Here is a 25,646-nt window from a genome sequence, read left to right on the forward strand (position 1 = left end):
ATGATAATACACTCCTAACGTTTAGATTTATCCCTCTTTTTCTCACGCCACAACTCCCTTATGTCCATAATTAGAAACCGGCCACCAAACAAAGCAAATATACAAATTGACAGAAAAACGGTGATGAAAATATCAAAAGGCAACCAACCCACAGGCTTACGATACCAAGCGTAAAACACGAAAAATACGGCCCACAAAACAACACGAATGATTATTGAGAGAGTTGTTTTTGTTTTAAATGTTTCTAGAGATTTTTTTATAATTTTTAAAACCCCTTCCACTTTACAGTAAATGGACATACCCCCTTAACTTTTACCAATCATTCTAAAAATGATAAAATATACAAAATTAATAACTTTGAAAGGGAATATTATATGTTTGATAAACTTATAGGATTTTATTTCAAATTTTCAATTTACTTAACCCATCTTCTTTTGTTTAGTATTATCTTGGCTTCCTTTCACCCCCAAGTTTTCATACACTTTTTTAATGCACTTATAAAATTTATTCCAGTATCAATTATTAACTATTTTGCAGAAAAAAATATAGATCAGACTGATGTATTTTACGTTTTCACCATCGTTTCAGCTATTTCAGGGATAGGAATTATTTGGAGATATTTTTTCCCTAGAAATTATATTAGAAAAATGAGAGAAGTCGGTTTAGACATAAAAGAGTATCCATCATTTCATATGGCTTCAATTCATAATAAAAGTTCTGAGTTAACTACTCTTTTCCTACTCAGTATTACTTTGTTTATACAAACAAATGTTACATCATTTTCACCTTTTAAAGATTTAATATTAAATTTACTTAAGAATGCTCCGTTTGTTTTTCTTTTCTGTTGCATCGGTATAGGAGGAGCTATTCTTAATTGCGTTAATTTAATCATGTCTGGTTTTGGAACTATTATTGACGAGAAAGATTAACCTTAATTCTGAGAAATAGCGTGCCCATTTTCAACTATGAGCACGCTGTTTTTTATTTATTTCTTATCATTCCCGCCAGTTGCCGCCGCAGGTTTTACAGAAGAGCTGCCCTTAACAACAATATCATCAGCTTCAAGTTTCCACATTACATTGGCAAAGGTTGAATCCCTTTGACTAGTTGCCATAGCGCTGATTTTAGGATTTTTCAACTCAACATCAGCAAAAGCAGGGATTTCTTTTGCTCCAGCATACTCAGGAATAGTTACCTCAATTTGACCACCTTGAACAGCACTAGCAATGTTATAAATTCGTGATTCCAGTACGTCAGTACGCTTATTATTTTCCCGATCATACACATATCTTTCTCTGTTGAGTCCCATGTACTTCATTTCTCCAAAAGTCATATTGATGTCTGGCACGATAAAATTTAAATTCATTTTTTTACATCTCCATTCCGTTATTTTTATTCGGTTATTTCAATTTCAATTTTATATTCAAAGATTCGCTCCGGTGTCTCCATCGTGGCGCTTGTCAGTCGCTAACGGAAAATTCCTTCATGGCGACCTAGTAGGCTATTTATAGCCATCAGGCTGATTACACAGCCATGCCGCACGCTTATTCTAGCCTGCTACAGCATTTAAAGTGATTGCTGTTCATCACTCAAATACTCACGCATGACTTTTCATCAAAAATGCCCTATAATAAAATTGTTGAGGTTTTATTGCGGGCGTTCTTGATGGTAATCATCAAGGCGCTTTCTTTGTCTGTATGTAATTTTCAAAGAGCACAATCCTTTCTAATGGCATTTTTCGTACAATTCATCATTGTACAAGACGAACACTCGGTTATCTTTCTTGCCTGTCGGTTCAACCGACCATATGCACCACCAATGCCATCCTTCAAGCTGTTTTGACACTTCCACATTGGCTAAATCATAAGTTGGTGCTTCCACTACATAAGATTCAGAAATCACATAATCAGCAAAATGTTCAAAATTCTTGTCAGCTTCTAAGGCTTCAATATCCATAACAATCGTCGCATTCACTTTTACTTTCATCGCATTCCCCCTCTCAATTTTTCCAACAATACCGATAGTGGTGTATGACTTCACACTATAAGCCTTTGTTGAAGTGCAGAAAGATCTTTTCTGCCGATACCGTAATTCTTACAAATGCGCCGGTACGATACTCCTCTTTGTAGAAGCTCAGTAACATTCGCAGGTGTCAGAGGAAGGTTTAAATAATAATCTGTGATTACCAAATTAAGAGCAATCTTCATTCGTGCCGTCCAATGGCCTTCCATTCTCCTGGCTAGTGGCACAGCTTTACGCATAAATGATTGAGTTTGAAATTGATTCATTTTGAACACCCTGTTCTTGTGATCTGCTTCTGTAACAATATCTTTCTTCAAACTTTGAACGGTTGACCTTACCTTGAATAACCATGTAACCGTCATTCTTCATTTCAGTGTTTAAAACCCTAATGATTTCATATGCTTTGGCTTGCTTCACACCTAAAATTCTTTGAATGTCTTTTGCAGTAAGGAATTCACTCAATTTTCCCACCCCCAAGAAAATGCGTATAATCATTAACTAACTCTATAATAAATGCTCATGCGCATAATGTCAACCAAAAAAATGCAAAATACGCATATTTACTTTTAAAAAAATATGACTAATTGTAATATAAAAATAAAAATGAGGGCTAAATAATGAGTTTTGGTCATAATTTAAAAACTTTAAGAAAACAAAAAGGATTAACCCAAAAACAACTTGCTGAAAAGTTATTTTTAAGTCAGAGTTCAATAACAAGGTTTGAAAAGGATGAAATCCTACCAACAAGCGAAACTTTGAATAAAATAGCAAATTTCTTTGATGTGTCCATTGATTATTTATTAAACAGACCTCAACTTGAAAAGAAAAACAGTAATCTTGAGAAGGCTTTTAACGAAGCCATTAAAGAACTCAAAGATGAAGAAACGCTTCTTTTTATGAAAGACGGAGATATTGATGAAGAGACAGCCGAGTTAATAAAAAAGGCTTTAAAGAATGGAGTCCGATTTATAAATGAAATGAAACGTAAAGACAAATAATAATTAATATTGAAAGAGTGATGGTTATTTATACAACAAAAAGCATCAAACACAAAGCTCAAAAAGTCATAAGAGAACATAAAACAAATAATGTATCAACTATATGCAAAAATCTTAACATTTCACGCTTAGAAGGTAATCTAGGCAACGTTAATGGATTTCTTCAGTATTTTGAAGATGAAGACGAATACCTCATTCATATTAATGAGAATGCTTCTTGCAGGAATTTTGTAATTGCCCATGAATTAGGGCATTTTTTCCTCCATAAGAAATTAAACTCTTTTAAATTATCTAATTGTTCAGTCGTGTTGGAAGAAAAATTAGAACAGCAAGCTAACATTTTTGCTTCTGAGCTTCTAGTCACAGACAAGATGATTCTTGAAGCAGGCTTAAACCTCAAAGGATGCTCGCTAAACAAGATTGCATCTTACTTTAAAGTACCTCCCTTTATCATTAAATACAAGCTTGACCAGATGAAATTCTCACCTCCACAATCATTTAATTTTGATGAATTTAATTTAATAACGCAGCGGTAAGGAGCAGAGGAATGTCAATAAGAAAAACAAAGGATGGAAGATATAGAATTGATGTGAGCCTTGGCTTTGATCCTGTTACAGGCAAACGCAAGAGAAAAACAATGACACTAAAAACAAAAAAACAAGCAGAAGAAATGTACCATGCAATTAAGAAAGCAAATAGTGATGGTTTATTGACCAGCTATAAGGAAGTAAGTTTTCCAACGTTAGTTAGCATTTATCTTGAGCAATGTAAGCTTCATCATAAGCCAAATTACTTCAATATAGAAAAATACACGATTGAAAAACATATCCTCCCCCATTTTGAAAACTGCATTGTAAAAAAAGTAACTCATAATGAGATTCAAGACTTTCAAAGATTACTTATCAAAAAAGGACTTGAGAACAAGACAATAAATAATACGATGATTATCCTAAGTAAGATTTTCGATATAGGGATAGTGGAAGATGTTTTGATCAAGAATCCTTGTGCAAAAGTAAAAAATTTAAGTGTCGAAAAAAAACAAATGAAGTTTTGGACTCCTGATCAATTCAAAGAATTTATTAATCTCATCAGTAATAACGAGTTTATATTCAAAGTGTTTTATACTACTGATTATTTAACAGGAATGCGTTTAGGTGAGATTTTAGCACTCCAATGGAAAGACTTAGACAATTTCAGAAGAGAAATCAATGTATACAAAGCAATAACGTACATCAACCAAGAATACATTATTACTCCACCAAAAACCAAAAACTCAATTCGCAGAATAAGTATCAATTCAAAACTTATAGCACTGCTAGATCAGTGGAAGCAAAAACAAAAAGAAATTTTTGATGGATTAGGAATTAAACAAACAGAGGGATCCTATATGTTTCAGTACAAAGATAGACCGCCTACAAAGGATATTTTCAGCAGAAAGATAAAACAGATATGTAAAAGAGGAAATATTGAACCTATTCGTTTTCATGATTTGAGACACTCACACGTCGCTTTGCTTATCAACCAAGGCGAAGATTATCTAGTGATAAAAGAACGACTGGGACATGGTTCAGTTGCCTTTACAATGAACACCTATGGACATCTTTTTCCTAATAAGCAGAAGGAAACTGCCGACCGTTTGGACAACTTACTTTAAGTAACTGGTGAGTTTTGGTGAGCAAGTCCTTTTTAAAGGCCGTATTTTCAGCATAAAAAAATAATACCAAAGGTGATTAAACCCTTGGTATCATTGAGATGCGGCCGAGAGGACTTGAACCTCCACGGGTTATTCACCCACTAGGCCCTCAACCTAGCGCGTCTGCCATTCCGCCACGACCGCGTGTTATGAAGCTGTCTTTCCACTAAGCATATAAGCTAGTGATGATGATCAGCACTTTGAAAAGAAAGTGCGGGTGAAGGGACTCGAACCCCCACGTCGTAAGACACTAGATCCTAAGTCTAGCGCGTCTGCCAATTCCGCCACACCCGCGTGACAAGTGGTGAGCCATGAAGGACTCGAACCTTCGACCCTCTGATTAAAAGTCAGATGCTCTACCAACTGAGCTAATGGCTCGCTCTAAAAGTGATTCAAAAATTTTAAATAAAATGGCTGGGCTAGCTGGATTCGAACCAACGCATGACGGAGTCAAAGTCCGTTGCCTTACCGCTTGGCTATAGCCCAACGAAGGTAAATGGTGACCCGTACGGGATTCGAACCCGTGTTACCGCCGTGAAAGGGCGGTGTCTTAACCGCTTGACCAACGGGCCGTCTGGTTGAGAACTTATCTGGCGGAGAAGGAGGGATTTGAACCCTCGCGCCGCTTACGCGACCTACACCCTTAGCAGGGGCGCCTCTTCAGCCACTTGAGTACTTCTCCATATGGCTCCACAGGCAGGATTCGAACCTGCGACCGATCGGTTAACAGCCGATAGCTCTACCACTGAGCTACTGTGGAATAATCAGACTTTCTTCATTATAAATGATGCGACATATTGTGTCAAGAAGCAACATTTATTTTTTTGAGAAAGTGTCGTTGTCTCTCAACGACTTTTATAATTTAACATAGAACATTAAAATGAGTCAAGCCTTTTTAAAAAATTCTTTTGATTTTTCCTCTGCACTTTCCGCAGGCATATCTTTCCGGATTCATTGCCCGCTTCTTTATATACTGTTGGCCGCAAGCCGCGCATCTATACATATATGTTTTCTTTTGTGTCTTTTTGGTTTGGAGCGGCTTGCAGAATCTCGGCGCTCCGACTTTCTGAAGCAGTTCTCTGAAGTCTTTGTCTCTGTGCTTGTACCCTTTTCCTTCAAGGTGAAGATGGTAATGGCACAGCTCGTGTTTGATGATGCCTACCAGCTCGCTCCGTCCGTGTTCAAGCAGATATTTTCGGTTTAATTCAATGTTATGGGAAGACAGCATGTACCGGCCGCCTGTCGTTTTCAGCCGGTCATTGAAGAAGGCTCTGTGACGGAACGGCTTTCCGAAATCTTGTTCAGAGATGTCTTCCGTCAGCTTTTGAAGTTGTTCGTTATCCATAAGTGCACCCCGCTTTAAAAACATTGAACGGGACAATTCACCGTTCGCATACAATGAGTTAAAACCGACCTCTAACTAAAAGCTGAGGAGGAATGAGCCATGCCGAATTGGCTGATGAAACAAATGCAAAAAGCGTTTTTAGAAAAGGACAATTACCAAATCAAACTGCTGAATCAGTGCTGGTATTTCTACAGAAAAAAACACTGCTCGTAAGCAGTGCTTTTATTTTACCATAGACAGCGACACTCTGCCTTTTTGCACGTCCACCCCTTCAACCCATACGGTGACGATGTCTCCGACCGATACGACGTCGAGAGGATGTTTGACGAATTGATTGCTCAGTTTTGAAATGTGCACAAGCCCGTCCTGCTTGACGCCGATATCGACGAAAGCGCCGAAGTCTACAACGTTGCGGACGGTGCCCTGCAATTCCATTCCTTCCTTTAAATCCTCAAGCTGCAGAACGTCTTTTTTCAGCAAAGGCTTCGGCACTTCGTCACGAGGATCGCGCTCCGGCCTTGTCAGCTGCCCGCAAATATCCGCAAGCGTAATTTCCCCTATACCGAGCTCTTCAGCCGTTTCAGACAGCGGCAATGCGCTTATTTTCTCTTTTACGTCCGCGCTTCCGATCTGATCCGCAGTGAGCTGCAGTTTTTTGAGCAGCGCCTTTGTCTCTTTATAGCTTTCCGGGTGTATCCCGGTGCGGTCGAGCGGCTCCGGTCCCCCGGGCACTCTCAAAAAGCCGATGCACTGTTCATATGTTTTTGCGCCGAGACGCGGAATTTCTTTCAGTTCTTTGCGATTTGTAAATTTGCCTAGTTCATCTCTTTTTTTGACGATATTGCCGGCAACGGTTTTGGATAACCCGGCTACATATTGGAGCAGCGCGGCTGAAGCTGTATTGACATTCACCCCGACTTGGTTGACGACGGTCTCTACGACAAAACGGAGAGATTCGTTTAATTGCTTTTGGCTGACATCGTGCTGGTATTGCCCGACGCCGACGGATTTAGGATCAATTTTTACAAGCTCGGCCAGCGGGTCCTGCAACCTCCGCGCGATGGAGACGGCGCTGCGCTCTTCGACCTGAAAATCCGGAAATTCCTCACGGGCGATTTCTGACGCGGAATACACGCTTGCTCCGGCCTCATTGACGATGACATAATAAATGTCACGCTCTGTTTCTTTCAGCACATCAACGACGAATTGCTCTGTCTCCCGTGATGCCGTGCCGTTTCCGATCGCCACAACCTCGACTTCGTACCGATCCAGCAATTCTTTGATTTTTTTCCGGGCTTCCGCTGTCTTTTTTACGGGAGCGTGCGGGTAAATGACGTCGATTTTCAGCACTTTTCCCGTCTCATCAACAACTGCCAGTTTGCACCCCGTACGGAAGGCCGGATCGACGCCGAGCACAACTTTCCCCTTCATCGGCGGCTGCAGCAGGAGCTTACGCAGGTTTTCAGCGAAAATATGAATCGCCTGCGCGTCTGCTTTTTCTGACAGCTCTTTGCGGATGTCACGCTCAATAGCCGGCTGGATCAGGCGCTTGTAACTGTCCTCAATGGCTTCTTTCAGCGTTTCTATCACAGGCGTTTCACGGTGTTTGATAATTTGCTTTTCTAAATAAGCTTTTATCTGATCGGCGGGCGGTTCGATCGCAATCTTTAAAATGCCTTCTTTTTCACCGCGGTTCATCGCAAGCACTCTGTGAGGAACGACCTTTTGGATCGGCTCTTCGTACTCGTAGTACATTTCATAGACGTTTTTCTCGTCATCAGCGGCTGACTTGCCTGCCGCGGAAGTGAGAATTCCTTTTTTATACGTTTCCTGGCGGATCCACTTTCTGAAATGAGGATCATCCGAGATTTGTTCGGCTATGATGTGCTTCGCGCCTTCAATGGCTTCCTCTCTTGAAGCGACTTCTTTTTCTGCACTGATATATTGGTCAGCGATGTCGTGAAAGCGGTTTTCTTTCGGGAGAGAAAGAATATAGTCCGCAAGCGGTTCAAGACCTTTGCTTTTGGCGACGGTGGCTTTTGTTTTCCGTTTTTGTTTGAAGGGACGGTATAAATCCTCGACTTCCTGAAGCTTGACCGCTTGTTCGATTTTTTGCTTCAGCCCTTCCGTCAGCTTGTCCTGCTCAGAGATCAATCTGATGACTTCTTCTTTCCGCTGCGTCAGGTTTTGTATGTATTGCCACCGCTCGGAGATTGCCTGAATCTGCACCTCGTCCATTGAGCCGGTCTGCTCTTTTCGGTACCGCGCAATAAACGGGACGGTATTGCCATCTTCCAGCAGGCGGATGACACTTTCGACATGTTTTTGGGATAACGCTGTTTCTTCAGCAATTTGTTTTTTCAAAAGGGCTAACGTTTCCATATCACAAAAGCCTCCATCTCTTCATTCTTTCTCTAGTGTATCAAAAAACGGCGGAACATAAAAAAAGCAGCCTTACGATAAAAGCTGCCCTAGAATATAGGTCAAATCATCACGTCTGGATGTTGTGTACGGATGAAGTGATTTTGATATATCTTCTATTGAGTGTCCCTGCTTTAAGCAGGTGCGGATATGCGGAACCTCAAGCCCATCCGTGTAGATGATGAACCTCGCCCCTTTTTCGTATGATGACGTATACGTTTTGTATCTTTGCGGTTTGCCTGAGAGGTAACCCGAAATCGGCAGCGGATGAAAGACTTCGCCTGATGGGGAGTGCAGGAAGAAACGGACATTGCCGATCGAGCAGTATGTCAATTCCCTTTTGATGAAATTGATTTTTAAGATGGAGGCAGTCGCCCCTCTTTTGTTTTTCATCGCTTGATTGCAGCGCTCAATGATGCTTTCCACATCCTCATCCGCATACGTTTCCACGATGTCTTTAATGGCTGACGAGGATTCGTTGGCAAGAGATCCGCTGCCGAGACCGTCCGCTACCGCGCAAACTAATTCTTCTTCATTCGCCTTCATAAAAAAGCTGTCGCCGCATATGGACTTGCCTTCTTTATTTAATTGGTATACAAGAGTTTGAACATGTTCATTTTCTTCAACCTGAATCATTACATTAGCTCCATGGAGGGATCTCCAATCAAGGCCTCTCTCAGTTTTTTCACCGCTTTCCGCTGCAGGCGCGAGACGTGCATTTGAGATATTCCGAGAATGTCCCCTGTTTCTTTTTGGCTTTTATTTTGCACAAATGTTAGATCGATAATCTGTTTTTCGCGGTCGGACAGCACATGAAGCACGCTTTTGATCATCATCTGCTGGTTAACGCGTTCGTATCCTTCCTCCTGCGACCCGACGATATCTAAAATCGTGACGGTGCTTCCGTCCGCATCCGCTTCGATGCTGTGATCGACAGACAGCGCCTGATAGCTTTTACCCATCTCCATCGTTTCAAGCACTTCCTCTTCTGACACATCGAGAAAGGCTGCGATTTCTTCGACTTTCGGCGACCGCTGCGTCTCTGTCGTCAGCTGATCCACCGCCATTTTAATGCGCGGCCCGAGTTCTTTAATCCGTCGCGGGACGTGTACGCTCCATGTTTTATCTCTGAGGAAGCGTTTGATCTCGCCGATGATGGTCGGAATCGCAAATGCTTCAAAGGATTTGCCGACCTCGGGATCATACCGTTTAATGGCTCCGAGAAGTCCGATCATCCCGACCTGGCGGAGGTCTTCATGAAAACTTTTTCCTTTTGAATATTTCTTTGCCAGCATTTCGACGAGATTGGTATACACCTCGACGAGTGTTTCCTGGGCTTCTTTATTATCATGTGTTTGAAAGTCGCGTATGAGCCGATCAACTTCATCTTTAGTTAGTTTCGTAGTTTTTGATGGTTGTGCCATGATCAACTCGCTCCCCATTTAAATACTTTGTCATCGCCACGGTTACGCCAGAGTTGCTTTGAACTTTGACTTCATCCATGAGCGTTTCCATTAAATACAGACCGAGCCCTCCTTCTGACAATTGATCGACTGTGTGCGAAGGAGTGTACGGCCCGAGATCCTGCTGCTTCTGATCAAAATCAAAGCTGTCTCCCTGATCGGCGACAATGACCTCCAGCCGATCCTCAAACACACCGAACCGCACGGATACTTCTCCCTTATTTTCATCGTTGTATGCATGCTGGACAGCGTTTGTACAAGCTTCGCTGACAGCGATTTTTAAATCTTCAATGTCATCATAGGTATAGCCCATTCTGCTTGCGACCCCTGATAACGTAAGCCTGACGATTCCTACATATTCCGGTTCAGCCGGAATTTTCATCTCTATATAATCAACTGATGTACTCATTGCACGCCACCTTCTGACTTTGCCGAAATGTCGATGATGTCCTTAAGCCCCGTAATTTCAAACAGACGGACGAGCCGGTCGGAAAGATTCTCAAGCTTCAGAGAGCCGCCTTCCTTGCTCACCGTTTTAAACACGCCTACAAAAACGCCTAAACCCGTACTGTCCATATAATTTACATCTTTTAAGCAGATTCTCATGTCTTTCCCCTCGTTTGCCAGGGGCATCAGCTTTTCACGAACCGCCGGAGCTGAGTATACATCGATTTCTCCAGCGATATTGATTTGTATATCTGAAAGATTCTCCTTCATATCTACCGTTAAATTCATCGTATCACCTCTGAAAGTTATCCTTACTCGTGCTAATGGCTTTTTACCCGTGCTGCTGTTTTTTTAAACCTTTCTTTTTAAAACAATTAACGTAAAATCGTCATGAAGCTGAAAGTCCTGGAGTCTCAGCAGGCTGTCGTAAATATTTTTGACCATATCCTGCGCGGAGCAGTCCATGTGTTCTTCCAGCATGCGCTGAATGTCGCTGCGTTCTAAGAAACCGTTTTCGGTACGGCATTCGGTGACGCCGTCAGAAAAAAGAACGATCATGTCTCCTTCGTCCATGTGCTGTTCATATTGGCTGTAATCAAAATCCTGAGAAATTCCCAGCACCAATCCTTTTGCCTCCAGATCATAAAACTTTTTTTCTTTTTCAGAGTAGTAGAAGCCCGGTTCATGCCCCGCAGAGGCATATGTAAATTGGTGATTTTCCGTATTATAGTTTGCGTAAAACATGGTGATAAACATGCTTGAGTCCACGTTCTGTTCTACAACGCGGTTAAGGTTTTTCAGCACTTGGGAGGGGTGAATGCCGATCTCCGGAAGAGAGTCCATGGCATACTTGATCATCGACATGCACAATGCGGCGGGTATTCCTTTTCCGATGACATCGGCTATCGCGATGTTAATCGATTCCTTGTCTTTGACAAAGTGATAATAGTCCCCGCTCATCTGTTTGGCGGGGACGCTGATCGCCCCGATATCCAGCTCTTCTTCTTCAGGAATTTTTGTACCCAGCAGCGTCTGCTGAACATTTGCAGCAATTTCAATTTCCGAACGAAGCTCCTGCTGGATATCTCTCAGACTTTGATGTTCCTGATAAGCCATCCCGTAGCCAATCATGACTTCTATTAAAAAATCCAGCGAATGAAAAACATCTTCCGGCAGATCCGGATACAGTTCCTTTACTACTTTTCGGTGGATGCTGATAATCTCCTCCGGAGGAACCTGATGTTCAATCGTTTTTCGGCTGAATTTTTGGGCTTGATATAAAGATGTTTCTGTTAATTCGGCTATATATCGGCTAAGCAGCTGATGATACCGCTGCTCAATAACCTCCCTGAAATCCACGTTCTAACCTCCTACCGAAGCCATTTCACGGCTTGAATCTCTGTTCCTTCCTCTGCAACAGATTGCAGGCTGAATTCGTCCATCAGCCTTTTGACGCCCGGAAGTCCCGCTCCCAGTCCGCCTGACGTTGAAAAGCCGTCTTCCATCACTTTACGGATGTCGGGGATTCCGGGTCCTTTGTCTTCCGCTATAATTTTAAGGCCTTTTTTCCCTCTGTCGTTTACTTGTTCTATGCTGACCTGGCCCTTGCCTGCATATAAGTAAATGTTTCTGGCCAATTCTGAGATAGCCGTCGTGATTCTGGCCTGGTCCACCGTGCCGAAGCCTAATTCCTTCGCAACGTTGCGGCCAAGCTGTCTTGCGGCTACGATATCCCATTCTGTCATGATTTTCACACAGGATTGGTCGTTCATCGCTATTCCCCCAATTCCCGCTTCAATGTCTCAAGCCCTTGCTCTAAATCGAGCGCCGTTTCAATTTCCTCAAGTGAGATTCCGAGTTCAATCAATGTGACCGCCACAGCCGGCTGAATTCCCGTCAATACGACCTTTGCGCCCATCAATTTAGACATGGTGATGACATCGCCGAGCACTTTCGCGATAAATGAATCGATCATGTCAACGGATGTCAGGTCAATGACGACCCCGTTTGCGCCGGTTTCATAGATTTTGTTCAGCAGATCTTCTTGAAAATGCAAAGCTGTCTGGTCGTCAAGTTCCCATTGGATGGATACCAATAAGCAGTTATACAGTTTCAGGATCGGGATTTTTGGATGTCTCACAATGTTATTCCCCCAATGAAACGATTTTTCGATTTGTCATTTCAAGCGCTGTTTGAATTCCTTTTTGAAGGGTATTCTTCGTAATAACCTGCGACAAATCAATTCCCAGGTTAACGATCGTCTGCGCGATTTCCGGACGGATTCCGACGAGCAGACATTTTGCGCCGACAAGCCGCACCGCTTCTGACGCCTGGATAATATGGTGCGCCACCATCGTATCAACGACCGGCACGCCGGTAATATCAATTAATACAACCTGTGAACGGTGCTTCACGACTCCGTTTAACAGATTTTCCATAATGTGCTTTGCACGCTCCGTATCAATCGTCCCGACAAGCGGCATGACCGTTACATGCTCAAATACCGGGATCAGCGGAGCGGACAGTTCCTGAAGCGCGATTTTTTGCAAAGTAACCGTTTTTTCCCATGAGATAGAATACTGATTTAAGATTTCCGTGTTGATCGGACTGAAAAAGCTGTCTATCTCCAATATCAGTTCCGCTCTGTCCTGATCGGCCATATTAAGGTCGACCATCGTTTCGTAAAGCAGTTTCCAAAACTCTGACAGGGTGGCTGAAAGAAGTTTCAGTGACAGGCCGAGCTGAACGGCGCGCAGTGCGAGTTCACTGATCTGCTCTTCCGCAGCCTCGTCATTTTTAGTCGATAATAAAAGAATGTCTATATAGTCTTTACAGATATTTTCACATATGTGATTCGTAAGCTGATAGTCTTCCTGATTGCCTACTTCTTTTAGTTTGGCTGTCCAAGTATCAAGCAGTTCATCATGCTGATCAATGATAAACTGATACACTTTCTGATTCGACATGGGTTTCACTGACCTCCCGACACAAAACAACAAATTTTGTTTGATTATCTCTTTATTATAGCGCTTATGTTTTTCGAAAACAAAAAAAGTTGCTCTATATGAGCAACCAAAATATGACTAAAAATCAATGAGTGCCAAACTGATTTGCAGGGCTTCATCAACCTTATCCATCATTTCATCATCCAGATGAGTTATTTTATCCGTTAATCTTTGCTTGTCAATCGTCCGAATTTGCTCCAGCAAAATAACGGAATCTCTTTCAAAACCGTAGCGTTTTGCATCAATTTCGACGTGGGTTGGTAATTTCGCTTTCTGTATTTGGGCTGTTATGGCTGCAACAATAGCAGTCGGGCTAAAGCGATTTCCGATATCATTCTGGATCACTAAAACCGGGCGTACGCCGCCTTGCTCTGAGCCAACAACAGGAGATAAATCAGCAAAATAAACATCGCCGCGCTTTACAATCAAAATGATTATCCTCCGCTGACTAAGCGCTCAACGGTCGTTTCTGCTTCGCACTCAGCATAGTGAGCCTCAGAAGAGATATTCAAGTTGATTTTCGCCATTTCCATATACCCGCGTCTCATCAAATCACGGTTATGGCGAGTTGTCCGTTCGCTGACATACGCTCTCACTGCTTGTGATATCAGTTCGTTTCTGCTTCGTTTCTCCCGCATCGCTACACCATCCAATTCAGCTACTAAGTTTTCGGGCAAGCTGATTTTCATTTCGGTTCTTGCGCTGGATTCAGACAAAAAACATACACCTCCACCAAACTTACGGATACGACCAATTCATCCATCCAGACATAATGATACCATTATTCAAACGTCAAGCAAAGCTGTTTTATAAATTCTCTTTTTCCGGATGACGGCTACTTGTTTGTATTATCTTGCAGTAAAGGATTTCTTACTTCCATTATACTCTCATTTTCCAAAAACATACGGGGAACGCGGGAACTAATGGTACAAGGGACCTCGTAATTAATCGTCCCAAGCCGCCCGGCGATTTCATCCATCGTGATCGTTTCTTCCTTCTGGCTGCCGATCAGGGTGACTTTGGTGCCCGGCGGATAAGATTGATCTAATTCGACCATCAATTGATCCATGCAGATTCTTCCCGCGATATTCATCCGTTTGCCGCCGATCAGCACAGACGTGCCGCTCAGCTTGCGGAGCCACCCGTCTGCATAGCCGATGGGAACCGTTCCGATCCATTGATCCTTCTCTGCCGTATATGTTGCGCCGTAGCTGACGCTTTCCCCTTTGCGGATCTTTTTCACATGGGATAAAACAGAGTGCAGCGCAAAAGCCGGCTTTAATTGAAATGGAATTTCGCTTTGGATGTCAGCAGAAGGACGAAGCCCGTACATACTGATGCCGAAACGAACCGCGTTAAAGAAGCCCTTTTTAAGACGAAGTCCGGCAGCGCTGTTCGCGCAGTGCACTATCAATTCTTTTAAAGGAAGCGGAGCGATCAATGTTTTAAAGCGGTCAAACTGGAAGAGGAAATAATCTCTGTTTTTCTCATCCGCGGTAGCAAAGTGGGTGAATACGCCTTTACAGACTAAACCGGGATTTTGGCTGAGGATTTTTAACACGCTTTGGATTTCTTCCTCCGTTTTGACTCCGAGTCTGTTCATGCCGGTGTCGACTTTCAGATGAAACGGCACTGTCGCACTTCCGAGGTGGCGCGCAGCTTCCTGAAGCCATTCAACAGAATACCCCGTGAGTGTTACGTCATACTCGGCAGCTGCTTGTACATATTCGGGCGGCACGGCGCCAAGCACGAGAATCGGCGCTGTAATGCCCCGTTTTCTCAATGAAATCGCTTCATCCAGTATGGCTACGGCAAGACAAGAGGCACCCGCTTCAAGCGCGGCTTTCCCAACTTCCAAATCTCCGTGGCCGTAAGCGTTCGCCTTTACAACCGCCATGAGATGGACGTTTTGCCCGATGTGTTTTTTCATATGCGTGACATTTTCTTTAATCGCGGACAGGTTGATTTCCGCCCACGTTTCTCTGTAAAAGGATGCTGTGTTCATTCGATACACTTCCTAGCATTATTTTCAATTCATATTGTTATTATCATACTAAAATTATTCTGCAAAGTGAAATGGAATCAAAAAAGAGACCGACAGCGGCGGCCTCTTTTTTGACGTTATTTTGACGACTGTCCCTGCATGCTTTTTGCGGCGGCCACCATTTCATCTTTTGTCAGATCCTGTGATGACAGAAGATAATCCACTCCGTCATATGTCCACGTTAAAGACGTATCAGATAATGCGGCCACCGTGAAGCCGAGATTAACCGGTTCGCCTTTCAGCGTGACGGCAGAGGCGGCTTTTGCGATATGGGCTTTTTCTTGAATAAGGGTGAATGATTTTTCTCCGCCGTAAGTCATGACGATCCGTTTGCCGTCCGCCGTTGAAATATCTTTCTCTTCAAGCTTTTTGACGCCGGCCGGCACTTGAAGCGGTGTTTTGACCGCAAATGAATCAGACGGCTTGGCGCTTGTGGCGACGTCCATCTGGGAAAGCGTCATATTTTTCTTCTCGTCAAAAGAGTCTTTATCAAACGGCTTGTTGAATTCAAAGCTTTTGAATTCGACTTTTACCATCACTTTCCGGTCTGTATCCATGACTTTGACGAGCGACGGGCTCATGTCCTTTTTGTTGAAAGTGATTTCCTGAGTCGGCAGCATTTTGTTGTGCTGATAGTTTGTTTTTGTTTCAAACGTGTACTTTTTATCTTTGGCGGAATAGACGGCGTCTTTGTCATGCTGCACGTCCTTTACAAGTGACTCAAACAAATATACTTGGCTGCTGTTATTCGGCCAGTCGCTTTGGAATCTGAAGCTCTTATTTAACGACGGCGTGAGGACAAAGACTCCGTTGGCGTTCCGTAAAATGACTTGGTTTTGGTCTTTTTTCGGATTTTCCAAAAAGACCCGGTACAGGGAAGGCTTTTTATGCCAGATTTCCACATTGTATACTTGCGGATCACTCCCCGTTTCAATGGTCATTTTGGCTTTCGCTTTGTACGAGGTGTATTCTTTCGCCTTCTTATCTAAACCGTTCACGATATCTTCCTGTGATTTTTGGCCGCAGGCCGAAAGAATAAGGACGGCAAGCAGTCCCGTTAAAAGCAAAACAAAGCTTTTTCTCACCTTTTTTCAACCCCTTCTTCTCAATTGATGTAAAGGGAAGAAATCGCTTGTTTGACTTTAACGGTACGCCCTGAACGGACGGACGCGTACCATAAAAGCCTCAAACAACTTGTCTCCCTTAATGCACTATCAAATATATGAAGGGGTTCCGGCTAATATGCAGACTAGCGTGACAACCTTTCAATCACGACCTGTGCCGCGGCGTATTCTTTTGTATGGGTAATGGAGACGTGAACCGCCGCGCCGTCAAGCTTGGCGCAGGCCAGCACAGGCTTTCCCGCTTTGTCGTTTCCGGTTTCAATATCCTGAAAGCTGAGCTCTTTGCCGATACCTGTGCCGTATGCTTTCGAAAAGGCTTCTTTTGCCGCAAATCTTCCCGCGAGAAATTCAATTTTCCTTTTGTCCGACAGCAATGTAAAACGGGCGTATTCAGCCTCCGTCAATATTCTTTGCGGAAATCTCGCCTGCCGGCTGAGCATGTTTTCAATTCTGTGCAGTTCAACGATGTCGATTCCGATTCCGAAAATCATGTGAATTCCTCCTAAAAGTCCGTACTAAAAAACGGTTTATGTCATAAACGTGTTACTATATATGTAACAAATCAGATGCAAAGGGGCTTGCGATGTTTATACGAACGGAAAATTTCCAGACTTTTATCAGACGTTATCCGGCCGTCAGCTGTATCTTGGCGCTGCAGGCGTTCTTGTGGCTGTTTTTCAGTATGCCGCTTCATTCCGTCATGATGTGGTCAGATGCTGTGACCGGCTATAATTACGGCGTTTCCTCGGGAGAATGGTGGCGGCTGGTGACACCGATGTTTTTACACGCGAATTTCACTCACCTTTTGTTTAACTCCATGTCTCTCTTTTTATTCGCGCCCCCGCTTGAGCAGATGCTCGGAAAAGTCCGTTTTCTGATTGTGTACATCGCATCGGGCATCATCGGCAATATCGGCACGTATCTTGCCGAACCGCTTGATTATGTGCATGTCGGCGCATCCGGCGCGATCTTCGGACTTTTCGGCGTGTATGTGTTTTTGACTGTTTTCCGCAAGGAGCTGATCGGCCGGGATCAGTCGAAAATGATTATGACCCTGCTTATCATCGCGGTGCTGTCGACGTTTATCAACTCTAATATTAACATTATGGCGCATTTGTTCGGACTGGCAGGCGGATTTTTGCTTTCCTTTTTATGCGTGCAGCAAAAAAAGCGGCGGTATTAACCGTCCGCTTTTTCATATGAATACCAGCGCCCGATGCGTTCGGCATCTTCCTCGCTGACATCCTTCAGCATGACATGCTCCATGTGGTGAGCTGATTTCACTGCGGTAGCCACAGATGCGAGCCGCCTTCTTTTTTGCAGAAAGGAGCGGCTGACTTCAAACATCTGCATTCTTCTTCTCAGCATAATCGTGGTCGTCTTCCCGATCAGCCTCGTGGTAATCTGAAGCCTGCCGCCGTTTATGCACCATGACGCTGTCCTAAACGAGGCATATCCAAGCACCAGTTCGACGGGAAGCACAAGGAGCGATGCATATCCCCACGGCTTAAACAGAATACAAAGCGGGATGATCACGAAAACCGAGAAGATTATGGATCGGAATAAATACCGGCGCAGCGCCCTTTTCGGCAAATGATTCCGGTTTTCTTCCAGCACGTAATCCGGTGTGAAACCGTTCAGCATCACTCCGAGCTTTGATTTGCGGATGATCGGAAACAGAATCGTCTGTGCTCCTTCTTTCTCATTCCCCGCACTGCCTGCGCTGACAATCGCCACCGTCGCGTATCCGAATAATTGCCTGATCACATTTTCTTTCATTTTAATGGCTTGGATTTTACGGAGCGGGATTGTCACTTGATGTTTTTCAATAATTCCTCTGGTAATGACCAATTCGTGTTCCTTTTTTTCTATTTTAAAGTTGGCATGCTTGATCATCATACCGGCGATGCTTAACAGCCAGGCGATGAACAATCCTATGAAAATGATCACGGCGTATATACCGATGCTCGCATGCTTGAGAAAAGAAAACCTGTCATAGAGCCAGTCCATCGGAAGTACTTCATCAATCTGAGAAAAGAGGGCGAATACCGCTGAGATGATGACACCGATTCCCCCGGATGTTGAGGCGGCCATAAGCAGCTCACCTACAGACAATCGGTAAACGGATTGCACATCTTCCCCGCGCATCGGCTCCTGCTCCGCTGCGGTCTCCCCTCGTTCTTCTTGTTCCGCTTTTTGCTGAAAAACAGCCGCTCTGATCCGTTCCGCCTCTTCCACAGTAATGGCGGATAAGACGGCCTCGGCGTTTTTCCCGTCGCCGGCCGTTTCGATTTGAAGCTTAACAAGCTTAAAAAGCTGCTGAATGATGCCGGCACTCGTATTCATTGATTGAATCCGGTCAATGGAGATGTATCTCTTTTTCGTAAAAAACAAGCCTTCTTCAATTCTGAATTCTCCGTCCTCAATCCGGTATGTGAATTTTCTCCATTCGATCACACTAGCCGTAATCAGCCAGATAAGCAGGACGGCGAGCGCAATGCCTCCGTAAAAGCGGATGAAGTGGTTGGAATTAACAATATAGACGAGAAAAAATGGCAGAATAATGTTTTTAATGGTTTCGATAATAATATGGAATAAGTTCAAAATCACGGCCGCCGGGTGCAGACGTTTCGGCTCAGACATCATCTTCCGTCACCCTTGCCAGACGGGAAATGGAATCCCTCAGCCGGTCAGCTTCCTCCATATCAAGCGCCGGAATGGAATGAACGGTTGCCGCCGTGGAGATTTTGACTGAGGCCAGACGGTACCTTCTGAGGAGCGGGCCTTGTGAAGTATCTACGTGCTGCACCCTCACCATCGGCACAATGACCCGTTTGACAATAAAAATGCCGGATTGAATATCAATTTCATTTTCATGGACTTCATAGCGCCAGATCCTGTCCCTGATTTTCGGTATGGCATAGACGGATATCACTGAACCGAATATCCAAATGATGCCGAGGACTCCGGTGATCCAATACGGCCAATGGAAGAAATGGCTTAAAACAGCTGCTGCTATAACGGCCAGAAGACAGAAGGCGGACAGGATGATTTCCTGAAGACGCCAGACTTTTAAGCCGCTTGGACTGATTCGATTTTTTGGCTGTGCTCTCAACATACCTACCTCCCATTTTTTATCATACATACAAATACGGCTGATTTGCAAAAAAGATTCACTTTCCGGCATATCAAAAAAAAAGCGGACCCCCGTAAAAGGGTCCGCTTCCTGTGTTTTAGTATGATTTTTTCTGGCGTCTGTCACCTGAAGAACGGCGGTCGCTTGAGCGTTTTTTATCGTAGGAAGAACGGTTGTTGTTTTTCCCTTTGCCGCCGCGGTAGCCGCCGCCTTGACCGTCTCTGCGCTTAGAAGTACGCTGGTTTTTATAGCGTTTGCTGACCATCGGCGCTTCATCAGTGAGGCGTACAGGCGTGCTGTCCGGCTCTTTTGTCGCCATTTTAATGGCTGCAGCCACAACTGTCACTGCATCATGATCTTCTAACAATTCCGCAGCTGCCGTCATGTAGAAGTTCAGGTTGTTTTCGCTGATCGCCGTGCGCAGACGGTCAACCGTCACCTGCTGCTGTCCTTCTAATGCTTCGTCAAGCGTCGGCTCTTTCATGCGGTCCATTTTGCGTTTTGTCGTTTGTTCAATCGCGCGAAGCATGCTTTTCTCACGCGGTGTGATAAACGTCATCGCCATACCCGTTTTTCCTGCACGGCCCGTTCTTCCGATACGGTGAACGTAGCTTTCAGGATCTTGAGGCACGTCAAAGTTGTAAACGTGGGTAACGCCTGAGATATCAAGTCCGCGGGCGGCAACGTCAGTCGCTACAAGCACTTCGATCGCACCTTCTTTAAATTTACGAAGCGCAACCATACGTTTCGCCTGCGTTAAGTCGCCGTGAATTCCTTCAGCTGCATATCCGCGAAGGTTCAGGGCTTCAGCAAGCTCATCGACACGGCGTTTCGTACGTCCGAATACGATCGCAAGTTCCGGAGACTGAATGTCAAGAAGACGAGTCAGCGTATCGAATTTTTTGCGCTCCTGCACTTCCAAGTAGAACTGCTGAATGTTGGACACAGTCATTTCTTTCGCTTTTACTTTTACGTGTTCCGGCTCAGTCATGAAACGCTCTGCGATCCGTTTGATCGGCGCAGGCATTGTTGCTGAGAATAAGAGCGTTTGGTGGTCGCTCGGCACGTTTGAGAGAATGGATTCAATATCATCAATGAATCCCATGTTCAGCATTTCATCAGCCTCATCCATGACAACCGTATTCACGTTGTTTAAACGGATCGTGCGGCGGTTGATATGGTCAAGAAGACGCCCCGGCGTACCTACGATGATATGCGGGTTTTTCTTCAATGCGCGGATCTGACGTCCGATATCCTGGCCGCCGTAAATAGGCAGTACTTTCGCACGCTTATCTTGTCCGATTTTATATAACTCTTCAGATACTTGAATGGCTAATTCACGGGTTGGCGCGATTACGATTGCTTGAATATTAGGAGACTCGGGGTTCATTTTTTCAACAAGGGGTATACCGAACGCAGCTGTTTTACCTGTACCTGTTTGCGCTTGTCCGATGACATCTTTATTTAAAAGTCCGAGCGGAATCGTTTGTGCCTGGATCGGTGTTGCTTCTTCAAATCCCATACGATTGATTGATTTCATGAGATCAGAACTTAATTGGAAATCTTGAAACGTTATAGTCAAATTATTCAAACTCCTTCTGATTGCTGTTTCAGTAATGTCGTGATTTACCACTAAAAACCGCCCTTTCATCCAAAGGACAGGATCATACGTATACAAAGCCCGAATTACTTTACGTTTAATCTTACCATTACACTATGTGTTTTTCAATAAGGCGAGATGGTCAGGCGGCCGGAAGCGGCCTGACCGGATTCTTCCCGCGAACGAGGCCGGACCCCGCGCCGGACGGGATTTCCCAGCCGGCGGCCTTTCTTTTTCAATACGGACAGAATTATTTCACCCTGAATTAGTTTCTTCATTTTTGTATATTTTTATAATGCTGATCAGTATTTTTTCAGTTCTTCTCTAATAAATCTTTAACGATTTCTTCGAGCTTCATACCTCTCGATGCTTTAAACAGAAGGAGATCGCCGGAAGCGGCCATTTCCTGTATGGCGTGAAGCAGTTCTTTTTTGTCAAGATAATGGCTGACGCGCCCTTCTTCAAAATGCCGGCGCGCTCCGTCAGCGATGAATGCGCCGAGTGTGCCGTAAGTAAATACATGGTCGATTTCCGCCGGATTGACCGCAGCTCCGCATTCTTCGTGGAATGCTTTTTCTTCATCACCTAGTTCAAGCATATCACCGAGCACGAGCATTTTCTTCCGATAGCCTTTCATCGTTTCGATTAATTCGACCGCCGCTTTCATTGACGTCGGGCTCGCATTATACGCGTCGTTTACGATCGAGATGCCGTTGTCCGTTTTGACCAGTTCCAATCTCATCCCCGTCACCTTCAGGCGGCTCAGTCCCAGAGCGGCATTTTCCGGCGTAATGCCGAAATAGATGCCGGCGGCGTATGCGGCCATGGCATTCATCACATTATGTCTGCCGAGAACCGGAATAAAGAAAGAACGGTCGATTCCGTCGATATTGAAGTACGTGCCTTCTTCCGCCTGTTTTATTTCTTTCAGGCGGAGATCATTGTCCGCGCCTGCGCCGTATGTCGTTGTCCGGCAAGTGTACGTCTTTTCGCGAAGCAGCGGCTCATCCCCGAAATAAAACAGAACGCCGTCTTCCCGAAGTCCGTTTATAATTTCAAGTTTCGCCTCCGCAATTCCTTCTCTTGAGCCTAAATCCTGCATATGGGATTCGCCGATATTGGTAATGACGGCCGCTTCCGGTTCAGCAAGACGGCTCAGAAAATCAATTTCGCCTCTCGCGCTCATTCCCATTTCTAAAACGGCGATTTCTGTATCTTCAGGCATGGCAAGCACGGTCAGCGGAAGGCCGATATGATTGTTGAAATTGCCGGCGGTTTTGTGAACGCGGTACTGCGTGCCGAGAACGGCGTGAAGCATGTCTTTCGTTGTCGTTTTTCCGTTGCTCCCGGTCACCCCGATAACCCGTGTGCCGAGCTCTTCCAAATAAGCTTTTGCCAATGTTTGCAGCGCCTCCAGCGTGTCATTGACCAGGATGACAGCACGCTCTTCCGGCGGATTCGGTTCAGAGCGGTCCCACAATACCGCGGAAACGCCTTTTTCGAATGCTTGCGGCACAAAGGTGTGGCCGTTAAAATGCTCGCCTTTTAAAGGAATGAACAGCTGATTTTTTTCCAAAGTCCGCGTATCGGTTGCGGCGCCCTCAATCATTGTTTGTTCAAATTCGGGATTTGTCAGTGTGCCTTTGACCATGTCTGCGATTCGTTTTACAGTTCGCTTTATCAAAGGTGGCACCTCGCTTTCTGAAAATGTTGTCTGTTACGGGAAAAGACACTGCCCCTTCAGGCAGTGTCCGTCTTCATTAAAATGTATGTTTAATCAGCTGTTTTTCGGCATGGCGTTCTTTTGCCAGCTCAACCAGCTGTTCGATCAGATCACTGTAATCTACGCCTGCTTCTTTCCAAAGCAGCGGGAACATGCTGAATGGCGTAAAGCCCGGCATTGTGTTCACTTCGTTAATGAGCACTTGACCGTCAATGGTCAGGAAGAAATCGGCGCGGACAAGGCCTGATCCGTCAATCGCTTTGAAGGCTTTAATCGCCATCTCGCTGATTTCCGCATATTGCTCATCCGTCACTTGCGCGGGAATCATTAAATCCGTGTCGCCGTCTTCATATTTCGCTTTGTAATCGTAAAAGTCGGTTTTCGGCGCGATTTCACCGACGGCGGAGCATTTCGGTTCGTCATTTCCGAGTACGCCGATTTCGATTTCTCTGCCGGCGATTCCTTCTTCCACCACAATTTTCCGGTCATACTCAAAAGCCAGTTCGAAGGCTTTTTCAAGCTCTTCACGGTTTCGGCATTTGCTGATTCCGACGCTTGATCCGAGGTTCGCCGGTTTGACGAAGCACGGATATCCCAGCTCCTCTTCAACCTGCTGTAAGCAGCTGTCCGGCGTCTGTTTCCAGTCCTTTTTTAAGAAAGCGGCGTACTTCGCCTGCGGAAGCCCCGCTTGAGCGAACAAATGCTTCATGATGACTTTATCCATGCCGGCTGATGATGCAAGCACCCCGTTGCCGACATAAGGAACGTTCAGCAATTCCAGCAGACCCTGAATGGTGCCGTCTTCACCGTTCGGTCCGTGGAGAAGCGGAAATACGACATCGATCGGCGCCTTTTCGTCAGGCGACGCTTCAGGAAACATTTCCCGGTTCAATGCTGATAGAGCGAAACTTTCACCGTTTTGTTCCAGCTGAAGCATTTTCACGTTGGAAACCGGCTCAGTCAGCAGCGGGCCTCTTTGCCATTCTCCTTTTTCAGTGATGTAAATCGGATGTATATCAAACTTCTCAGTATTAAGCGCTTTTGTTACAGCTAATGCTGTCTGCAGCGATACATTGTGTTCGGCTGACTTTCCGCCGTACACCAATCCTAGACTTGTTTTCAATGGATATTCCCCCCACAACAATTCATCTTTACTATCTTATCACTTTCCTCAGAAAATGATCTAATTATTTTTGGGCATTCTGAATATGAAAGCATTTGTATGTAATTCCTTTTTATTTTATATTAAAATGGCATGGAAAAGGAGATGTGTCATATGAAAAAAATCAATACAACAGAACAATTTAATGAACTTATTCAATCCGACAAGGAAATCATCGTGAAATTTTTCGCTGACTGGTGCCCTGACTGCACGCGCATGAATATGTTCATCGGCGATATTTTGGAAGAATATAATCAAAATGATTGGTATGAACTGAACAGAGACGAGCTCCCTGAGCTTGCCGACAAATATCAGGTAATGGGCATACCGAGCCTTCTGATCTTTAAAAACGGCGAAAAGAAAGCGCATCTTCACAGCGCAAACGCGAAAACGCCCGAAGAAGTCACAGAGTTTTTATCACAGCATATTTAATTCGTTTCACGATCTTTGTTTATGACTTCAGGCTCTACATGAACATGGACATGAGTCACATCATGTTCATGTTTTATTGCATATTCGACCTCATCGGCTACTGCATGGCCTTCTTTCACAGACAGTCCCGGATCTACCGTAATGACCATTTCCACATGAACCGTGCTCCCTAAATACCTTGCTTTCACATCCTTCAGCCTGCTGACCTCTTTTATTTCTTTCACCGTGTGTTTATACGGCTCCAAATCTTTCAGATCAAACCCGTCCGTCAATGAGTGGGAAGCATCTTTGAAGATGTCCCATGCCGTCTTACAGATGATGATTCCGATCAGAAAAGCAATGACCGGATCAATCCACGGCAGATGAAGCCGGGCGGTTAAGACGCCTATAAACGCCCCAATACTGACATAGGCGTCAGAACGGCTGTCTTTCGCCGCCGCATGAAGCGCAGAACTTTTAACCCGATCCGCAAGTCGGCTGTTATATACATACATGCCGTACATTATAATCGCGCTTCCGAGCGCCGTCCATGCCGCAATGAAGCTCGGCTCGGCCTCCGTTCCGCTGACAATCGCCTTTGCTCCTCCGATCAGCACTTCAATACCGACCGCCATCATAATAAAAGACGCAATTAATGAAGAAATTGTTTCAGCCCGATAATGTCCGTAGGCATGATCACTGTCCGCGGGGCGCTGGGAAATCCGGAGCCCGATCAGCACAGCCAGTGATGCGACAATATCCGTGGCATTATTTAAACCGTCCGCTCGGAGCGCTTCGGAATGATAAATAAGACCGATCACCAGTTTGACGGCGGCAAGGATGAGGTACGCGGCGATATTAAGAATCGCGCCTTTCTCACCCCGTTTTAAGTTTGCCGTTTGATCATTCATGTAAGGACTCCTCCATTCTCATTCATAGTATGGATGGAAAAACGGAAAAATAGCAGCTTTGATCTGAGCAAATGCAATATTCGACAGTATTATTCCCCGGGAAACTTTTTGTCGAAAAATTGGCGTTATTTTTCCTTTACA

General features: G+C 44.6%; 32 protein-coding genes, 7 tRNA genes and 1 pseudogene. 7 read left to right on the forward strand and 33 right to left on the reverse strand.

Translation table 11 applies throughout. The annotated features are described in order from the left end of the window. Positions 1–374: 374 nt before the first annotated feature. Positions 375–929: a hypothetical protein gene (locus tag BZ167_RS07075; RefSeq protein WP_077392003.1), complete on the forward strand. Its 555-nt coding sequence runs from the start codon at positions 375–377 to the stop codon at positions 927–929. 56 nt (positions 930–985) lie between these two features. Here the strand turns inward: BZ167_RS07075 and helP are convergent, their stop codons facing one another. The 5 genes and pseudogenes from helP to xis form a co-directional block, all read right to left on the reverse strand. After that, positions 986–1,366, reverse strand: coding sequence for a helicase processivity factor HelP (gene helP / locus BZ167_RS07080; protein ID WP_077392004.1), 381 nt, complete (start codon positions 1,364–1,366; stop codon positions 986–988). 63 nt (positions 1,367–1,429) lie between these two features. Continuing rightward, a pseudogene (locus BZ167_RS20725) lies at positions 1,430–1,518 on the reverse strand (hypothetical protein); the annotation flags it as partial. Between the two features lie 207 nt (positions 1,519–1,725). After that, positions 1,726–1,986, reverse strand: a complete 261-nt coding sequence (locus BZ167_RS07085) for a hypothetical protein (RefSeq protein WP_077392005.1) — start codon at positions 1,984–1,986, stop codon at positions 1,726–1,728. Between the two features lie 50 nt (positions 1,987–2,036). Next, entirely contained in the window at positions 2,037–2,288 is a 252-nt protein-coding gene (locus tag BZ167_RS20475; protein WP_150941010.1) for a hypothetical protein, read from the reverse strand. Then, entirely contained in the window at positions 2,254–2,517 is a 264-nt protein-coding gene (gene xis / locus BZ167_RS07095; RefSeq protein WP_100001220.1) for an ICEBs1 excisionase, read from the reverse strand. The genes BZ167_RS20475 and xis overlap by 35 nt, the downstream gene beginning before the upstream one ends. A gap of 122 nt (positions 2,518–2,639) precedes the next feature. Here xis and BZ167_RS07100 point away from each other — a divergent pair, with 122 nt between their 5' ends. Genes BZ167_RS07100 through BZ167_RS07110 form a run of 3 tightly spaced genes read left to right on the forward strand, consistent with a single transcriptional unit; the run spans position 2,640 to position 4,674 of the window. Beyond that, the gene (locus tag BZ167_RS07100) at positions 2,640–3,020 is read left to right on the forward strand and encodes a helix-turn-helix domain-containing protein (RefSeq protein ID WP_060560259.1); all 381 of its coding nucleotides are present in this window, start codon (positions 2,640–2,642) and stop codon (positions 3,018–3,020) included. Between the two features lie 20 nt (positions 3,021–3,040). After that, positions 3,041–3,556 (forward strand): ImmA/IrrE family metallo-endopeptidase, encoded by a 516-nt coding sequence (locus BZ167_RS07105; protein ID WP_077392007.1) that lies wholly within the window; start codon positions 3,041–3,043, stop codon positions 3,554–3,556. Between the two features lie 11 nt (positions 3,557–3,567). Then, positions 3,568–4,674, forward strand: coding sequence for a tyrosine-type recombinase/integrase (locus tag BZ167_RS07110; RefSeq protein ID WP_077392008.1), 1,107 nt, complete (start codon positions 3,568–3,570; stop codon positions 4,672–4,674). A 99-nt stretch (positions 4,675–4,773) separates the two neighbouring features. Here BZ167_RS07110 and BZ167_RS07115 read toward each other — a convergent pair. From BZ167_RS07115 to BZ167_RS07150, 8 genes are all read right to left on the reverse strand, one after another. Beyond that, positions 4,774–4,857, reverse strand: a tRNA-Leu gene (locus tag BZ167_RS07115). 68 nt (positions 4,858–4,925) lie between these two features. After that, a tRNA-Leu gene (locus BZ167_RS07120) sits at positions 4,926–5,007 on the reverse strand. A gap of 8 nt (positions 5,008–5,015) precedes the next feature. After that, positions 5,016–5,091, reverse strand: a tRNA-Lys gene (locus tag BZ167_RS07125). A gap of 33 nt (positions 5,092–5,124) precedes the next feature. Continuing rightward, a tRNA-Gln gene (locus tag BZ167_RS07130) sits at positions 5,125–5,199 on the reverse strand. A gap of 11 nt (positions 5,200–5,210) precedes the next feature. Continuing rightward, positions 5,211–5,285, reverse strand: a tRNA-Glu gene (locus BZ167_RS07135). Between the two features lie 19 nt (positions 5,286–5,304). Further along, positions 5,305–5,395, reverse strand: a tRNA-Ser gene (locus BZ167_RS07140). Positions 5,396–5,398: 3 nt separating this feature from the next. Continuing rightward, a tRNA-Asn gene (locus BZ167_RS07145) sits at positions 5,399–5,473 on the reverse strand. Positions 5,474–5,608: 135 nt separating this feature from the next. Next, positions 5,609–6,058: a SprT family protein gene (locus BZ167_RS07150; RefSeq protein ID WP_061861178.1), complete on the reverse strand. Its 450-nt coding sequence runs from the start codon at positions 6,056–6,058 to the stop codon at positions 5,609–5,611. Positions 6,059–6,157: 99 nt separating this feature from the next. On the opposite strand from BZ167_RS07150, the gene cmpA reads away from it, so the two are divergent. Then, complete coding sequence (gene cmpA / locus BZ167_RS20120) at positions 6,158–6,271, forward strand: cortex morphogenetic protein CmpA (RefSeq protein WP_003156164.1); 114 nt, start codon at positions 6,158–6,160, stop codon at positions 6,269–6,271. Positions 6,272–6,280: 9 nt separating this feature from the next. Here cmpA and BZ167_RS07155 read toward each other — a convergent pair whose 3' ends face one another. The 14 genes from BZ167_RS07155 to acpS form a co-directional block, all read right to left on the reverse strand. Beyond that, on the reverse strand, positions 6,281–8,440 hold the full coding sequence (locus tag BZ167_RS07155) for a Tex family protein (protein WP_033575043.1): 2,160 nt from the start codon (positions 8,438–8,440) through the stop codon (positions 6,281–6,283). A gap of 72 nt (positions 8,441–8,512) precedes the next feature. Next, complete coding sequence (locus BZ167_RS07160) at positions 8,513–9,115, reverse strand: phosphoserine phosphatase RsbX (protein WP_007410234.1); 603 nt, start codon at positions 9,113–9,115, stop codon at positions 8,513–8,515. After that, a complete protein-coding gene (gene sigB, locus BZ167_RS07165; RefSeq protein ID WP_003156171.1) occupies positions 9,115–9,903 on the reverse strand; it encodes an RNA polymerase sigma factor SigB in 789 nt (262 codons plus the stop codon). Before sigB ends, BZ167_RS07160 begins: the two co-directional genes overlap by 1 nt. Further along, entirely contained in the window at positions 9,869–10,351 is a 483-nt protein-coding gene (gene rsbW / locus BZ167_RS07170) for an anti-sigma B factor RsbW (protein WP_007609591.1), read from the reverse strand. Before rsbW ends, sigB begins: the two co-directional genes overlap by 35 nt. After that, entirely contained in the window at positions 10,348–10,677 is a 330-nt protein-coding gene (locus tag BZ167_RS07175) for an anti-sigma factor antagonist (protein ID WP_033575044.1), read from the reverse strand. The genes rsbW and BZ167_RS07175 overlap by 4 nt, the downstream gene beginning before the upstream one ends. A 63-nt stretch (positions 10,678–10,740) precedes the next feature. Then, positions 10,741–11,748 carry a PP2C family protein-serine/threonine phosphatase gene (locus BZ167_RS07180; protein ID WP_015416875.1) on the reverse strand — a complete coding sequence of 336 codons (1,008 nt, stop codon included), beginning with the start codon at positions 11,746–11,748 and terminating at the stop codon, positions 10,741–10,743. Between the two features lie 11 nt (positions 11,749–11,759). Further along, positions 11,760–12,161 (reverse strand): anti-sigma regulatory factor, encoded by a 402-nt coding sequence (locus BZ167_RS07185; RefSeq protein ID WP_003156178.1) that lies wholly within the window; start codon positions 12,159–12,161, stop codon positions 11,760–11,762. A gap of 2 nt (positions 12,162–12,163) precedes the next feature. After that, positions 12,164–12,529, reverse strand: coding sequence for an RsbT antagonist protein RsbS (rsbS, locus tag BZ167_RS07190; protein ID WP_003156180.1), 366 nt, complete (start codon positions 12,527–12,529; stop codon positions 12,164–12,166). A gap of 4 nt (positions 12,530–12,533) precedes the next feature. Further along, positions 12,534–13,355, reverse strand: coding sequence for an STAS domain-containing protein (locus BZ167_RS07195; protein WP_015416874.1), 822 nt, complete (start codon positions 13,353–13,355; stop codon positions 12,534–12,536). 117 nt (positions 13,356–13,472) lie between these two features. Then, positions 13,473–13,823: a type II toxin-antitoxin system endoribonuclease NdoA gene (gene ndoA / locus BZ167_RS07200; protein WP_003156187.1), complete on the reverse strand. Its 351-nt coding sequence runs from the start codon at positions 13,821–13,823 to the stop codon at positions 13,473–13,475. A gap of 5 nt (positions 13,824–13,828) precedes the next feature. Next, positions 13,829–14,110, reverse strand: coding sequence for a type II toxin-antitoxin system antitoxin EndoAI (endB, locus tag BZ167_RS07205; RefSeq protein WP_003156188.1), 282 nt, complete (start codon positions 14,108–14,110; stop codon positions 13,829–13,831). A gap of 119 nt (positions 14,111–14,229) precedes the next feature. Beyond that, entirely contained in the window at positions 14,230–15,399 is a 1,170-nt protein-coding gene (gene alr / locus BZ167_RS07210) for an alanine racemase (RefSeq protein WP_015416873.1), read from the reverse strand. A gap of 116 nt (positions 15,400–15,515) precedes the next feature. After that, the gene (locus BZ167_RS07215; protein WP_077392009.1) at positions 15,516–16,523 is read right to left on the reverse strand and encodes a LolA family protein; all 1,008 of its coding nucleotides are present in this window, start codon (positions 16,521–16,523) and stop codon (positions 15,516–15,518) included. 164 nt (positions 16,524–16,687) lie between these two features. After that, positions 16,688–17,053 carry a holo-ACP synthase gene (gene acpS / locus BZ167_RS07220; protein ID WP_007410229.1) on the reverse strand — a complete coding sequence of 122 codons (366 nt, stop codon included), beginning with the start codon at positions 17,051–17,053 and terminating at the stop codon, positions 16,688–16,690. Positions 17,054–17,145: 92 nt separating this feature from the next. Between acpS and BZ167_RS07225 the strand changes: the two genes are divergently transcribed. Next, positions 17,146–17,745: a rhomboid family intramembrane serine protease gene (locus BZ167_RS07225; protein ID WP_003156193.1), complete on the forward strand. Its 600-nt coding sequence runs from the start codon at positions 17,146–17,148 to the stop codon at positions 17,743–17,745. Here the strand turns inward: BZ167_RS07225 and BZ167_RS07230 are convergent. The 5 genes from BZ167_RS07230 to BZ167_RS07250 all read right to left on the reverse strand — a co-directional run bounded on the left by BZ167_RS07230 (position 17,742) and on the right by BZ167_RS07250 (position 24,144). Further along, positions 17,742–19,208 carry a PH domain-containing protein gene (locus tag BZ167_RS07230; RefSeq protein ID WP_021495081.1) on the reverse strand — a complete coding sequence of 489 codons (1,467 nt, stop codon included), beginning with the start codon at positions 19,206–19,208 and terminating at the stop codon, positions 17,742–17,744. The two genes, BZ167_RS07225 and BZ167_RS07230, sit on opposite strands and share 4 nt — an antisense overlap. After that, positions 19,198–19,677 carry a PH domain-containing protein gene (locus tag BZ167_RS07235; RefSeq protein ID WP_077392209.1) on the reverse strand — a complete coding sequence of 160 codons (480 nt, stop codon included), beginning with the start codon at positions 19,675–19,677 and terminating at the stop codon, positions 19,198–19,200. Before BZ167_RS07235 ends, BZ167_RS07230 begins: the two co-directional genes overlap by 11 nt. Positions 19,678–19,795: 118 nt before the next feature. After that, complete coding sequence (gene cshA, locus BZ167_RS07240; protein WP_014416963.1) at positions 19,796–21,280, reverse strand: degradosome RNA helicase CshA; 1,485 nt, start codon at positions 21,278–21,280, stop codon at positions 19,796–19,798. Positions 21,281–21,611: 331 nt separating this feature from the next. Continuing rightward, the gene (locus tag BZ167_RS07245) at positions 21,612–22,982 is read right to left on the reverse strand and encodes a UDP-N-acetylmuramoyl-tripeptide--D-alanyl-D-alanine ligase (protein ID WP_015416870.1); all 1,371 of its coding nucleotides are present in this window, start codon (positions 22,980–22,982) and stop codon (positions 21,612–21,614) included. 76 nt (positions 22,983–23,058) lie between these two features. Further along, a complete protein-coding gene (locus BZ167_RS07250) occupies positions 23,059–24,144 on the reverse strand; it encodes a D-alanine--D-alanine ligase (protein ID WP_031378639.1) in 1,086 nt (361 codons plus the stop codon). 153 nt (positions 24,145–24,297) lie between these two features. On the opposite strand from BZ167_RS07250, the gene BZ167_RS07255 reads away from it, so the two are divergent. After that, on the forward strand, positions 24,298–24,615 hold the full coding sequence (locus BZ167_RS07255) for a thioredoxin family protein (RefSeq protein WP_015416869.1): 318 nt from the start codon (positions 24,298–24,300) through the stop codon (positions 24,613–24,615). Here the strand turns inward: BZ167_RS07255 and BZ167_RS07260 are convergent. Next, positions 24,612–25,505, reverse strand: a complete 894-nt coding sequence (locus BZ167_RS07260) for a cation diffusion facilitator family transporter (RefSeq protein WP_031378641.1) — start codon at positions 25,503–25,505, stop codon at positions 24,612–24,614. The two genes, BZ167_RS07255 and BZ167_RS07260, sit on opposite strands and share 4 nt — an antisense overlap. Positions 25,506–25,646 lie beyond the last annotated feature (141 nt).

Source organism: Bacillus sp. 275 (assembly GCF_001999205.1).
Lineage (GTDB): Bacteria > Bacillota > Bacilli > Bacillales > Bacillaceae > Bacillus > Bacillus velezensis.

Bases quoted from the DNA above. Each gene is read 5' to 3' on its own strand.
- BZ167_RS07255 (WP_015416869.1), top strand. From the start codon at position 24,298: ATGAAAAAAATCAATACAACAGAACAATTTAATGAACTTATTCAATCC.
- alr (WP_015416873.1), bottom strand. From the start codon at position 15,399: ATGAACACAGCATCCTTTTACAGAGAAACGTGGGCGGAAATCAACCTG.
- BZ167_RS20475 (WP_150941010.1), bottom strand. From the start codon at position 2,288: ATGAATCAATTTCAAACTCAATCATTTATGCGTAAAGCTGTGCCACTA.
- BZ167_RS07105 (WP_077392007.1), top strand. From the start codon at position 3,041: ATGGTTATTTATACAACAAAAAGCATCAAACACAAAGCTCAAAAAGTC.
- BZ167_RS07230 (WP_021495081.1), bottom strand. From the start codon at position 19,208: ATGATGTCTGAGCCGAAACGTCTGCACCCGGCGGCCGTGATTTTGAAC.
- BZ167_RS07160 (WP_007410234.1), bottom strand. From the start codon at position 9,115: ATGATTCAGGTTGAAGAAAATGAACATGTTCAAACTCTTGTATACCAA.
- BZ167_RS07225 (WP_003156193.1), top strand. From the start codon at position 17,146: ATGTTTATACGAACGGAAAATTTCCAGACTTTTATCAGACGTTATCCG.
- rsbW (WP_007609591.1), bottom strand. From the start codon at position 10,351: ATGAGTACATCAGTTGATTATATAGAGATGAAAATTCCGGCTGAACCG.
- BZ167_RS07110 (WP_077392008.1), top strand. From the start codon at position 3,568: ATGTCAATAAGAAAAACAAAGGATGGAAGATATAGAATTGATGTGAGC.
- BZ167_RS07085 (WP_077392005.1), bottom strand. From the start codon at position 1,986: ATGAAAGTAAAAGTGAATGCGACGATTGTTATGGATATTGAAGCCTTA.
- BZ167_RS07260 (WP_031378641.1), bottom strand. From the start codon at position 25,505: ATGAATGATCAAACGGCAAACTTAAAACGGGGTGAGAAAGGCGCGATT.
- BZ167_RS07075 (WP_077392003.1), top strand. From the start codon at position 375: ATGTTTGATAAACTTATAGGATTTTATTTCAAATTTTCAATTTACTTA.
- acpS (WP_007410229.1), bottom strand. From the start codon at position 17,053: ATGATTTTCGGAATCGGAATCGACATCGTTGAACTGCACAGAATTGAA.
- BZ167_RS07155 (WP_033575043.1), bottom strand. From the start codon at position 8,440: ATGGAAACGTTAGCCCTTTTGAAAAAACAAATTGCTGAAGAAACAGCG.
- xis (WP_100001220.1), bottom strand. From the start codon at position 2,517: ATGATTATACGCATTTTCTTGGGGGTGGGAAAATTGAGTGAATTCCTT.
- BZ167_RS07195 (WP_015416874.1), bottom strand. From the start codon at position 13,355: ATGTCGAATCAGAAAGTGTATCAGTTTATCATTGATCAGCATGATGAA.
- helP (WP_077392004.1), bottom strand. From the start codon at position 1,366: ATGAATTTAAATTTTATCGTGCCAGACATCAATATGACTTTTGGAGAA.
- BZ167_RS07175 (WP_033575044.1), bottom strand. From the start codon at position 10,677: ATGAATTTAACGGTAGATATGAAGGAGAATCTTTCAGATATACAAATC.
- BZ167_RS07185 (WP_003156178.1), bottom strand. From the start codon at position 12,161: ATGAACGACCAATCCTGTGTGAAAATCATGACAGAATGGGATATCGTA.
- BZ167_RS07100 (WP_060560259.1), top strand. From the start codon at position 2,640: ATGAGTTTTGGTCATAATTTAAAAACTTTAAGAAAACAAAAAGGATTA.
- sigB (WP_003156171.1), bottom strand. From the start codon at position 9,903: ATGGCACAACCATCAAAAACTACGAAACTAACTAAAGATGAAGTTGAT.
- cmpA (WP_003156164.1), top strand. From the start codon at position 6,158: ATGCCGAATTGGCTGATGAAACAAATGCAAAAAGCGTTTTTAGAAAAG.
- BZ167_RS07150 (WP_061861178.1), bottom strand. From the start codon at position 6,058: ATGGATAACGAACAACTTCAAAAGCTGACGGAAGACATCTCTGAACAA.